This window comes from Arthrobacter sp. Soil761 (assembly GCF_001428325.1).
GTDB lineage: Bacteria > Actinomycetota > Actinomycetes > Actinomycetales > Micrococcaceae > Arthrobacter.
This window is the reverse complement of sequence record NZ_LMSF01000032.1, coordinates 1-11,782: the sequence shown is the minus strand read 5'-3', so window position 1 is coordinate 11,782 and position 11,782 is coordinate 1. Positions and strand designations below refer to the sequence as shown.

Genomic DNA, 11,782 nt, shown 5'->3' with positions numbered 1-11,782 from the left:
GCTCAGCCCTGTTTGACGTTAATGACCGAGATGGCGGCGGTGGATGTATCGTCCGGACCCTTGGTTCCGGGGGTTTCGGCGCCCGTGGCCTCCGCGGAACCGGCTGCAGTGGGCTGCTCCGCCGGGATGGGGGCAACGTGCACTGCAGGTTGGATGGAGACTGCCGGCTCCGCTGGCGTAGTGGACCCGGCGGGGACCGGAACCACCGTAACGGCGGGAGTGACGGCGGAACTGCCGCTCCCGGAGGCCGCGCCTGTTCCGGATCCGGTGGCGGCTGCGGGAACGGATGCGCCTGCAGCGTCCGGGCTGTCCTTGACCGGAAGCGGCTCCACGCTGATCGGCTGGCCGCCGTACTCGGCGATGTCGCTGGCCAGGCTCTCCAGCATGTCTTCCGCCTCGGTGACCATGTCCTGGTCACCGGTGGCGAGGCCCTTGACCAGGTACTGAGCCAGGGCGAATTCGGCGGACAGGGCGGCCCGGCGCAGGAGGTGCTGGTCCGGCACGTCGCGTCGGCTGGATGTGTACGCCTTCAGCACGGCGTCAATGAAGTCCTGTTCATTGGAAGCCACCAGCCAGGCGAAGTCATCGGCCGGGTCCCCGATGCGCAGGTCGGTCCAACCTGTTACTGCGGTCACCCTGCCCGCCTCCACCAGCAGGTTGTCCTCATGCAGGTCGCCGTGGACCACGCAGGGGTTGAACCGCCACAGGGACACATCCTCCATGGCGTGTTCCCAGCGGCGCAGCAGTGCGGCCGGGATCTTGCCGGTGGTGGCTGCCTGGTCCAGTTCGTTCAGCCGCCGCTGGCGGAACTCGTTGGGGGTGTAGCTGGGCAGGTCGGCGTTGCTGACCAGTGAGCGGGGCAGGTCGTGGACCGCGGCCAAGGCGGAGCCGATCTCCCGGGCCAGGCCGGCAGGCCCCGACGTCAGCTCCTCGACGCTGCGTGTGGTGCCGGACAGGTGCGAGTATACGAAGGTGGTCAGCGTTCCCAGCCGGACGCTGCCGGCCACCGTCGGCATCAGGAACGGCAGTTCGGCGCGCACGGCGGGAGCAAAAGCCCGGAGTACCAGGAATTCCGTTTCCAGCCGCGCGCTGGCTTCCGCGTGGCGCGGCGACCGGACCCGCCAGCGCTTTCCTTCGGAATCGAGGAGCAGGGCCGAATCGAAGTCCGCGGGGTCATCCGGCGCGGAGCTAACGGCCGTCGGGGTCAGTCCGGGGACTGCCGCGGTTGCTATTGCCGCCAGTTCAATCGGTTTTCTTCTCACCGTTCCACGGTAGATTGCCCGCCCTCCCAGACAGCGGTCCGGCCGCGGCGAGTCTTGAGATAGCTGCAAATAGGGGGCTTCCCTGCGGCGGGGCGGTACCTCCCGAAATGTGAAATGTCGGAAGCAGTCAGTACGGTGGAACCATGAGCCATGCGGAGTCTGTCATACCCGTCCACCAGGCGGCGCCGGAACGGCTGTCGGCGAACCATCTGGTGGATACCCTGCTCCCCGTAAGGCCGGCCTTGGTGGACCGCGGATCGGCCGCGCGCGCCAGGCCCGGCATGATCGATGATCTTCTGTCCGGCCCGGATGCGCTGGCTGCGGTCCTGTCGAGGCGCCAGGGGCTGGTGCAGGGCGGCGACATGATGCTGACCGGGGCCAGGGAACTCCTGGCACAGCTGAAAGCAGCAGGAGCCGCGCCGGAACTCGTGGTGTACCTGGGCTCGGCGCTGCCTGCCTCAGACCTTCCGGCCGGGACCGGGCTGCTGCTGTTCGTCCTTCCTGAGCCCCCGGAACCCGGGACCGCCGGTATCCCCGCGGATGCTGAGTGGGCTGGATTCCGCGACGTCGCAGCAGGCTTGACGGCCACTTCCACAGCCTTGTTCGTGGAAGCCAGCGCCATCGCAAACTGGCACGCTGCCCACACGCATTGCCCACGCTGCGGCACCCCCACGGAAGTGGTGGCCGGCGGCTGGGTGCGCCGGTGCCCGGCGGACAGTTCCGAACACTTCCCCCGCACGGACCCCGCCATCATCGTCACTGTCGTCGGCCCGGACGGCCGGCTGCTCCTGGGTGGCGGCGGCCCCGTGGACGCCCGGAACTACTCCACCCTCGCCGGGTTCGTTGAGCCTGGCGAATCCCTTGAAGAGGCCGTGGTGCGCGAGATCCAGGAGGAGGTGGGCGTGCGGGTCACCGCCTGCCAGTACCTCGGCTCCCAGTCGTGGCCGTTCCCCGCCTCCCTTATGCTTGGATTCACCGCCGTCACCGAGGACGCCCAGGCAACGCCCGACGGCGTGGAGGTCACCAGGGCCCGCTGGTTCAGCCGGGAGGAACTCCAGGAAGCGGTGCTCAGCGGGGAGATCACCATCTCCACCAGGCTCTCCATTGCCCGCTCGCTTATTGAGCACTGGTACGGCGGCCGGATCCAGGACCTCACTGGCGCCTAAGTTATTCCATCCACCAGACTCCAGCACGCGGTAGTCGAGAAACAAAGCAGCAGAAGTGACTACAGAGAATTTTGACGGAGCAGCCTCGCTGGAGGACCGGATCCTCGGCGGACTGGACGCCGAACAGCGTGAGGTGGCCAGCACCTTGAATGGCCCGTTGTGCGTCCTGGCCGGCGCGGGCACCGGAAAGACCCGTGCCATCACCCACCGCATCGCCTACGGCGTGCACTCGGGGGTTTACACTCCGCAGCGCCTGCTCGCCGTAACGTTCACGGCCCGGGCTGCGGCAGAGATGCGCAGCCGCCTGCGGGACCTCGGCGCCGGCAACGTGCAGGCCCGTACCTTCCACGCCGCTGCCCTGCGCCAGCTGCAGTTCTTCTGGCCCCAGGCGGTGGGTGGAACACTGCCCAACCTGCTGGACCACAAGGCCCAGATGCTGGCAGAGGCCGCCCGGCGGCTCAGGCTCAGCACGGACCGGGCCTCCATCCGCGACCTTGCCTCGGAAATCGAATGGGCCAAGGTGTCCATGCTGACACCGGCCAATTACCTGGAGAACGCCCAGGGGAGGGGCGCGCCCGGCGGGTTCGACCTCACCACGGTCGCCCGGGTCTTCCAGTCCTACGAGGACGTCAAGACGGACCGCAACGTGATCGACTTTGAGGACGTCCTGCTGATCACGGTGGGCATCCTGCAGGAGGACGAGAAGGTGGCCGCCACGGTCCGGGAACAGTACCGGCACTTTGTGGTGGACGAATACCAGGACGTCTCCCCGCTGCAGCAGCGGCTCCTGGACCTGTGGCTCGGCGGCCGTGACGAACTCTGCGTGGTGGGTGACGCAAGCCAGACCATCTATTCCTTTACCGGCGCATCGCCCCGGCACCTCCTGGACTTCAAGACCCGATACCCCCAGGCCAACGTGGTCAAGCTCATCAGGGACTACCGCTCCACCCCGCAGGTGGTGAAACTGGCCAATGACCTGCTGGCCGCCCGCCGCAGCGGCGGGTCCACCGCCGACGCCGCGTGGGCATCGCCCCTCCAGCTCGTGGCGCAGCGCCCCGCCGGGCCCGCGCCCCAGTTCACCGAGTGCACGGACGACGAAGCTGAAGCCGCCACGGTGGCGCAGAAGATCAAGGCACTGCTCGACGCCGGCACTCCAGCCAGCGAGGTGGCCATCCTTTTCCGCACCAACGGCCAGTCCGAGGCTTACGAGCAGGCGCTGGCCGCGGCAGGCATCGGCTACCAGCTGCGCGGCGGCGAGCGCTTCTTCGCCCGCAAGGAGGTAAGGGACGCGATCCTCCAGCTGCGTGCCGCCACCCGGGCGGTTTCCGAATCGGACACACCGGAACCCCTGGGTCAACTGGTCCGGGACATCGTCTCCTCCCTCGGCTACACCGACTCGGCACCGCACAGCGGGGGTGCCCTGCGCGAACGCTGGGAGTCCCTCGCGGCACTGGTGGCGCTCGCCGACGAACTGGTGCAGTCCCGCGGCCCCCAGTTTGGCCTGGCTGATTTCGTCAACGAACTCCAGGAACGTTCCCTCGCCCAGCACGCGCCCACCGTGCAGGGCGTTACGCTCGCCTCGCTCCACGCGGCCAAGGGCCTGGAATGGGATGCCGTCTTCCTGGTGGGGCTCAGCGAAGGCCTGATGCCCATTTCCTTCGCCGATTCACCGGAATCGGTGGATGAGGAGCGCCGCCTCCTCTATGTCGGCATCACCCGCGCCCGTGAACACCTTTCCCTCTCGTGGAGCACCGCGAGGACCCCCGGCGGCCGCGCCAACCGGAAGCCGTCCCGGTTCCTCGACGGCCTGCGGCCGGACTCGGTGGCAAGCTCAAGCACCCGGGGGAAGGGCGCGCTTCCGCGCCGCAAGGCTGCCGCCCCCGCTGTGTGCCGGGTCTGCGGGAGCATGCTTGCCACCGGGGCGGAACGCAAGGTTGGCCGCTGCAACGCGTGTCCCCCCAGCTACGAGGAGCAGACCTTTGATGCGCTCCGCAACTGGCGCCGCGAGGTGGCCCAATCCGCGGACGTCCCGGCCTTCGTCGTCTTTACCGACGCCACCCTCACTGCCATCGCGGAGGCGAGGCCGGCGTCGCTGGAGGAACTTGCCGGCCTGGCCGGCGTTGGCCCATCCAAGCTGGAAAAGTACGGGGAGGACGTCCTCCGGGTCCTCGTCGAAAGCTCGGTCCTGTGAAACGCGGAGCCAGCGGCGGTGCCCGGCAGGCGTCAGTGCTGACCACCTCGAACGGTTCTCCGGTGGAGGTGCGGCGCTCTGCCCGGCGCACCCGCACCGTGGCGGCGTTCTGGGAAGACGGGACGGCGGTGGTTGCCATTCCGGCCCGCTTCACTGCGGCGCAGGAGCGCGAGTGGGTCCACAAAATGCTGGCCAAACTGCACAAGCAGGGGCAGCGGCAGGCGGCAGCCGGGCGGCGGCGTCCTGCCACAGATGAGGCCCTCGCAGCCCATGCGGCCACGCTGTCCACGCAATACCTCGGTGGCCGGTCAGTGCCCACATCCGTCCGTTGGGTCAGCAACCAGAATTCCCGGTGGGGTTCGGCTACGCCGGCCGAGGGGACCATCCGCCTGTCTGACAAGCTGCGGCCCATGCCCCAGTGGGTCATCGACTACGTGCTGCTCCACGAGCTGGCCCACCTCCTGGTGGCCTCACACAACGCTGCCTTCTGGCAGCTGCTGGAGGCCTACCCCGAAACCCAGCGGGCCAAGGCCTTCCTCGAGGGTGTTTCCTTCGCCACGTCGCGGGGAATGGACAAAGATGCCGACCAGCCTGACGTCGGCCCGCTTGACGCTGACGTGGTCCAATAGCGGGCATTAAATCCGGCGGAAAGCAGTCTGGCGGGCCAGGAAGCCCTGGCCCGCCAGCAATGTCTCAGCCCTGGGGCTGGTCCGTTCCGCCGTCGTCGTCCTTGCTGCCGGTGTCCCCGGCGCCGCCCTGATCACCGGAGGTGTCGTCGAAACCGCCGTCCAGCAGTTTCTGCAGCGCGTCATCCACCTCGCTGTCGCTTGCCTCGGCAAGCTTGCGGCGGGAGCTGAAACCCTTCGGATCATCCAGGTCCTCGGCCGTGGGCAGCAGGTCGGGGTGGTGCCAGATGGCGTCACGGCCCTCGATCCCGCGTTCCTCCTTCAACGTGGCCCACAGGGTGGCCGCGTCCCGCAGCCTGCGCGGACGCAGCTCGAGTCCCACCAGTGAAGCGAAGGCGTGTTCGGCGGGACCGCCCGTTGCCCGCCGGCGCCGCACTGTTTCGCGCAGTGCCCCGGCGGACGGCAGGACCTTCTCCGTGGCGGCCGCGGTCAGTTCATCCACCCAGCCCTCCACAAGGGCCAGCGCGGTCTCGAGCTTTTCCAGTGCCTGTTCCTGGGCGGGAGTCCGCTGTGGCATGAACACGCCCTGCGACAGGGCCTCCTGGATGCCTTCCGGGTTGCTGGGGTCAAGGTCGCGGGCGAGTTCCTCGATGCGTGAGGTGTCGATGTGGATGCCGCGGGCGTATGCCTCGATGGCGCCCAGCAGGTGTCCGCGCAGCCAGGGAACCTGTACGAACAGCCGGGCGTGCGCGGCTTCCCGCACGGCCAGGAACAGCCGGATGTCGTTCTCGGGCAGGGACAGGCCCTCGCCGAACGCGGCGACATTGGCCGGCAGGAGTGCCATCTCAAGGTCGGCCAGCGGGACGCCGATGTCGGTGGAGCTCACCACGTCCTTGGACAGGGCGCCGATTGCCTGCCCCAGCTGCATACCGAAGATGGCGCCGCCCATGTTCTGCAGCATCGAAGAGGCGCCGCCCATCATGGACTTCATTTCCTCGGGCATCTGCTCCGTCATGGCGGAGGAGAGCGCATTGGCGATGCTGTTGGCCACGGGTTCTGTCAGCCGCTTCCAGGTGCCCAGGGTGGCCTCCACCCATTCCGCGCGGGACCATGCCTTGCCGATCAGACCGGTGGCGGGCAGGTCGGTGACGGGGTCCAGCCACATCTCGGCGAGGCGGAGGGCTTCATCCACATCCCGGGACTGCTGGGCAGTGACGGACGGGTCCGCGCTGCCGGCCGCAACCCGCCGGGCATTGTCGTGGGCCAGTGTCCAGTTGACGGGCCCTTCGGACGGTGCGCTCATCATCGCCTGAACCTGGGAGAACATCTGGGCCAGCAGGTTGGGGTCGTCCGGCAGGCCGGCCGCCTTGGCCAGCTCGGCGGGATCGAAGTTTTCCATCCCCTTGCCGCCCATCAGGTTCTGCAGCATTTCGGTCAACGGATCCTTGGGGGTGTCGTCGCCGTTGGACGGATTGAGTGGGTTGGAGGTCATGGTCCCGCCGATCGATGGTGTGACTGTTGATCAACCTTCACGGTACCCCGGTGGGGGTCGGCTGTCTGCCGCCCGCCGCCGTCGTTCGCTCTAGGCAAAGCGCCCGGTCGCACCACCACCGCGTACTGTTGGTGGGGTGACTACAACCCGTGGCGGCCACCCTTCAGAGGACCACGTTCCCGATCTTCCCCCTTTCTCCAATCCCGGTCCGTTTGGTGCCGGCAGCCCGCCCGAAGGCTCCGGGGCCGGTGGCGGCCAGGCAGTTGAAGGCAGCGGCCCCGGCGCGTCCGACGGCGGCGGCACGGGCAGGCGGCTTTCCACCATGATGGTTGCCGGGCTGGCGGCGTTGGGGCTGGGAATTGCCGTGGGGACGCTTCCGGTGCCGTATGTCATTGAATCGCCCGGGCCCACCTACAACACGCTGGGGGAGAGCCAGGGACATCCGGTCATCAACGTCAGCGGCCGCGAAACGTATCCGGCTGCCGGGAGCCTCGACCTGACCACCGTGTACGTTGACGGCGGCCCCAATGGCCCGGTCAGCATCCTCAACGCATTCTCGGCATGGCTGGACAACTCCAAAGCCGTGTACCCGGTGGAGCTGATCTATCCCACGGGCACAACGAAGGAAGAGGCCCAGGAACAGAGTGCGGTGGCCATGGCCACGTCCCAGGAGAACGCGGTGGCCTCCGCCCTGAATGAACTCGGGATTCCCTTCAGCCAACAGCTCCAGGCCGCGGACCTGTCCAAGGATTCCGCGTCCGCCGGCAGGATCCAGCAAGGGGACATCCTCAAATCCATTAACGGCAGGGACATCACCGCCCTCAGTGTGATCCAGGATGAGCTGGCCTCGGGCAAGGGTGCCCCGGTATCGGTAACGGTGGAACGCGCCAGCCAGCCCGTCACCGTCCAGGTCACGCCCAAGGACAACGGCCAGGGCCGTTTCATCCTCGGTGTCATGTTGAAGTATCTCTTCAGCTTCCCCTTCCAGGTCCAGATCTCCCTGGACAAGGTGGGCGGGCCCAGTGCCGGGCTCATGTTCTCGCTGGGCATCATCGATACGGTTACGCCGGGGGACCTCACCGGCGGAAAACATATCGCGGGTACCGGCACCATCTCGCCTGACGGCAAGGTGGGACCCATCGGCGGCATCGGGCAAAAGATGCGGGGTGCCCGTTCGTCCGGTGCCACCCTTTTCCTGGCGCCCGCCGGCAACTGCAACGAAGTGGCCGGCCACGTTCCCGACGGCCTCCAGGCGGTCCGCGTGGAAAACCTCTCGGAAGCCCGGCATGCCGTGGAACTGGCCGGAAGCGGCCAGGACACATCCGCGCTCCCGGCCTGCGCCAGCAAATAGACTGGGCGCAACTAGACTCACAGGAACTAAGCTTTACCGCCACTCGTGGCACAGTTGACGGACGAAACCAGCCGTTTGACCGGTACCGTACGTCGCTCGCACGCTTCGAATATTTCGACGACCAGCTATGAGGTACCCAGTTTGTCCCGTCCCGCCAGCACCATGTCCACCGGCAGGCCCCCTTCACGACGCGGCGTGCTGACGCCCACCCTGATTATTGTCGCCCTGGTGGTAGTGGGCTTCATTTTCTTCGCCAACGTCTGGACCGACGTCCTCTGGTACCGGCAACTGGGCTTCATCGAAGTCTTCGTCACCGAGAACCTCGCCAAGATCGCCACCTTCGTGGCCGGCTTCGCCATCATGTTCGCGGCTGTCTTCTTTTCGATCCGCATTGCCTACAACGCCCGGCCGGTCTACGCGCCGGACTCTGAAATCAGGGACAACCTCAACCGGTACCAGGCGCAGCTGGAGCCGGTCCGGCGCATCGTCATGGTGGGCCTGCCGGTCCTCTTCGGCCTGTTTGCGGGCAGCGCTGCGGCGAGCCAGTGGCAGAAGGTCCTGCTGTTCTTCAACCAGGTTGGCTTCGGCGAGGCCGATCCGCAGTTCAACATGGACATCAGCTTCTACCTGATGACCCTGCCGTTCCTCGGTTTTGTGACCGGGTTCCTGATCAGCGTGGTGGTGATTGCGGGCATCGCCGGCATCCTCACCCACTACCTGTACGGCAGCATCCGGCTGATGGAGCGCGGCGTGTTCACCAGCCGCGCGGCACAGATCCACATCGCCGTGACTGGCGCCGCCTTCCTGGTGCTCCTCGGCGTCAACTTCTGGCTGGACCGCTACTCTTCCGTCCAGAGCAACGGCGGCCGCTGGGCTGGCGCCCTCTACACGGATGTCAACGCCGTCATCCCCACCAAGGCCATCCTCGCCGTGGCTGCCGTGCTGGTGGCCATCCTGTTCATCGTGGCCGCCGTGATTGGCCGCTGGCGCCTTCCGGTGATCGGTACCGCCATGCTGATCATCACCTCCATCCTGGCCGGGGGCGTGTATCCCTGGGTGATCCAGCAGTTCCAGGTCCGCCCGTCCGAGCAGACGCTGGAAAGCAAGTACATCCAGCGCAACATCGAGAACACGCGCAAGGCCTACGGCCTGGACGGCATCCAGGAAACCCGGTACGACGCCACCAACACGGCCAGTACCGGCGCGTTGGCGCCGGACGCCCAGACCACTGCCAACATCCGCCTCCTGGACCCGAACCTGATTTCGGACGCGTTTGCTCAGCTGGAGCAGTACCGCCCGTACTACCAGTTTCCCAAGGCCCTCAATGTGGACCGCTACGAGGTGGACGGCAAGATCCAGGACACCGTGATCGCCGTGCGGGAACTGAATCCCACGAACGTGGCAACCAACCAGCAGGGCTGGCTGAACCAGCATGTGGTGTACACCCACGGCTATGGGGTTGTGGCTGCCAAGGGCAACAAGTTCACGGTTGACGGCAAGCCTGAATTCCTCCAGTCCGGCATTCCGTCCACCGGCGTGTTGGGCAACGATACAACTTACGAGCCGCGGATCTACTTCGGCGAGTCCTCGCCCGAATACTCGATCGTCGGCGCACCCGACGGCGCCACCCCGCGCGAGCAGGACCGCCCTTCCGGCAAGGAAGGGGAGGGCGAAACCCAGTACACGTTCAAGGGGAACGGCGGGCCCAATGTTGGATCCTTCTTCAACAAGATCCTTTACGCCATCAAGTTCCAGTCCTCGGACCTGCTGCTTTCGGACGGCGTGAACCCGGCGTCGCAGATCCTGTATGACCGCAGCCCCCGCGAGCGTGTCCAGAAGGTGGCACCCTACCTGACCGTTGACGGTGGCGCTTACCCGGCCGTGGTCGACGGCCGGGTCAAATGGATCGTGGACGGCTACACCACCAGCCAGTACTACCCCTACTCGCAGCAGAAGCAGCTCTCGGATGCCACCACTGATTCGCAGACCAGCTCCGGCCGCGCCGTGGCCCTGCCCAACAGCACGGTGAACTACATCCGCAACTCGGTCAAGGCCACTGTGGATGCCTACGACGGCTCGGTCACCCTCTATGCCTGGGACGACACGGACCCGGTCCTCAAGGCCTGGCAGAAGGTCTTCCCCTCATCCCTGAAGCCGTACTCGGAGATGTCCGGCGCGGTGATGAGCCACGTCCGCTACCCGGAGGACCTCTTCAAGGTCCAGCGTGAGCTGCTGGGGCAGTACCACGTGACGGATCCCACCAGCTTCTACAAGAACAACGACGCATGGAGCGTACCTGCCGATCCCACGGTGGATACGGACGTGAAGCAGCCGCCGTTCTACATGTCGCTGCAGATGCCGGACCAGCAGAAGCCTGCGTTCCAGCTGACGTCCTCGTTCATCCCGCAGATCGTCAACGGCAATGCCCGCAACGTCCTGTACGGGTTCCTCGCCGCTGACTCGGATGCCGGGAACCAGGCCGGTGTGAAGGCGGACGGCTACGGCAAGCTCCGGCTGCTGCAGATCCCGCCGGAAACGCAGGTGCCCGGTCCGGGCCAGGCGCAGAACAAGTTCAACTCCGATCCCACTGTTTCGCAGGCACTGAACCTGCTGCGGCAGGGTGCGTCGGACGTGCTGAACGGCAACCTGCTCACCCTGCCCGTCGGCGGCGGCATCCTTTACGTCCAGCCTGTCTACCTCAAGTCCACCGGTGAGACGTCCTATCCCACCCTGCAACGCGTGCTGGTGGCCTTCGGGGACAAGGTGGGCTTCGCGCCAACGCTTGACGCGGCCCTCAAGCAGCTATTCGGTGGTGACTCCGGTGCAGCAGCGGGTGACTCCGCCAACAACGGCCAGGTGCCGGCCGGCCCGGCAGCGCCTGCGACACCGGCCGCAGCGGACGCGAAGGCCCAGCTGAAGGCGGCCCTGGACGAGGCGAATGCGGCCATCCAGTCCGGCCAGTCGGCACTGGCGGCAGGCGACTTCGCTGCCTATGGCGAGGCGCAGAAGAAGGTGGCGGCCGCGCTGAAGAAGGCGATGGATGCAGAGGCCAAGATCCCGGTCACCGCTCCGGAGGCAAGCCCGGCCCCCGCTGCTTCCAGCTCACCCTCGGCAACGCCGTCCCCGTCAGCGGGCCGGTAGCAGGACGGGCACAGCAGCACGACGGCGGCGGCCCGGCATCCGAGCCCCATGGGGGCCAAGGTGCCGGGCCGGCGTAACGGACGTCACGCCGCTTCGATTTGGCCTGCGGTTCACCTCCCGGTAAAGTAGTTATTGCGACGCGGGGTGGAGCAGTTCGGTAGCTCGCTGGGCTCATAACCCAGAGGTCACAGGTTCAAATCCTGTCCCCGCAACTGAGGAAAGGCCCGGACATTGGAAACAATGTCCGGGTCTTTTGCTTTCTCCGCTGGAGCCGCCGGGACCGTCGTCGAACCCCAAGGGGGCCTGGTGGACGTGTGGTCAGGCCGGCCGTGAAAGTAGGGTAGTGTTGATCAAGCGACGCGGGGTGGAGCAGTTCGGTAGCTCGCTGGGCTCATAACCCAGAGGTCACAGGTTCAAATCCTGTCCCCGCAACTTATGAAGGCCCCGACCGGCAGTGAACTGCTCCCCGGAAGTTGGACTGACTAAATAAGAGCCTAAGCCGCGAGGGTCTGGGTCCGGTATTGCACCGGGCTCAGGCCCTTGAGCTTTGTCG

Annotated in this window: 8 protein-coding genes and 2 tRNA genes; 7 read left to right on the top strand and 3 right to left on the bottom strand. The window is 66.7% G+C overall.

All coding sequences use genetic code 11. From position 1 onward, the window contains the following. Positions 1-2: 2 nt before the first annotated feature. On the bottom strand, positions 3-1,262 hold the full coding sequence (locus ASG79_RS21550) for a macrolide 2'-phosphotransferase (protein ID WP_018768552.1): 1,260 nt from the start codon (positions 1,260-1,262) through the stop codon (positions 3-5). 143 nt (positions 1,263-1,405) lie between these two features. Here ASG79_RS21550 and nudC point away from each other — a divergent pair, with 143 nt between their 5' ends. Genes nudC through ASG79_RS24395 form a run of 3 tightly spaced genes read left to right on the top strand, consistent with a single transcriptional unit; the run spans position 1,406 to position 5,248 of the window. Further along, positions 1,406-2,428, top strand: a complete 1,023-nt coding sequence (nudC, locus tag ASG79_RS21545; RefSeq protein ID WP_056394039.1) for an NAD(+) diphosphatase — start codon at positions 1,406-1,408, stop codon at positions 2,426-2,428. A gap of 55 nt (positions 2,429-2,483) precedes the next feature. Beyond that, positions 2,484-4,619: an ATP-dependent helicase gene (locus tag ASG79_RS21540; RefSeq protein ID WP_056394037.1), complete on the top strand. Its 2,136-nt coding sequence runs from the start codon at positions 2,484-2,486 to the stop codon at positions 4,617-4,619. Continuing rightward, the gene (locus ASG79_RS24395; RefSeq protein WP_056394033.1) at positions 4,616-5,248 is read left to right on the top strand and encodes a M48 family metallopeptidase; all 633 of its coding nucleotides are present in this window, start codon (positions 4,616-4,618) and stop codon (positions 5,246-5,248) included. The genes ASG79_RS21540 and ASG79_RS24395 overlap by 4 nt, the downstream gene beginning before the upstream one ends. A 64-nt stretch (positions 5,249-5,312) precedes the next feature. Here the strand turns inward: ASG79_RS24395 and ASG79_RS21530 are convergent, their stop codons facing one another. Then, the gene (locus ASG79_RS21530; RefSeq protein ID WP_056394031.1) at positions 5,313-6,737 is read right to left on the bottom strand and encodes a zinc-dependent metalloprotease; all 1,425 of its coding nucleotides are present in this window, start codon (positions 6,735-6,737) and stop codon (positions 5,313-5,315) included. Positions 6,738-6,873: 136 nt separating this feature from the next. Between ASG79_RS21530 and ASG79_RS21525 the strand changes: the two genes are divergently transcribed. From ASG79_RS21525 to ASG79_RS21510, 4 genes are all read left to right on the top strand, one after another. Further along, positions 6,874-8,088, top strand: a complete 1,215-nt coding sequence (locus tag ASG79_RS21525; RefSeq protein WP_082581890.1) for a PDZ domain-containing protein — start codon at positions 6,874-6,876, stop codon at positions 8,086-8,088. A gap of 162 nt (positions 8,089-8,250) precedes the next feature. Next, entirely contained in the window at positions 8,251-11,229 is a 2,979-nt protein-coding gene (locus ASG79_RS21520; RefSeq protein ID WP_186447752.1) for a UPF0182 family protein, read from the top strand. A 138-nt stretch (positions 11,230-11,367) separates the two neighbouring features. After that, positions 11,368-11,441: transfer RNA gene (locus ASG79_RS21515), tRNA-Met, on the top strand. Between the two features lie 146 nt (positions 11,442-11,587). Next, a tRNA-Met gene (locus tag ASG79_RS21510) sits at positions 11,588-11,661 on the top strand. Positions 11,662-11,723: 62 nt separating this feature from the next. On the opposite strand, the gene ASG79_RS24525 is transcribed toward ASG79_RS21510, so the two are convergent. Then, positions 11,724-11,782, bottom strand: a 59-nt coding sequence (locus tag ASG79_RS24525; protein ID WP_156400201.1) for an IS3 family transposase, incomplete at its 5' end; no start/stop codon positions are given.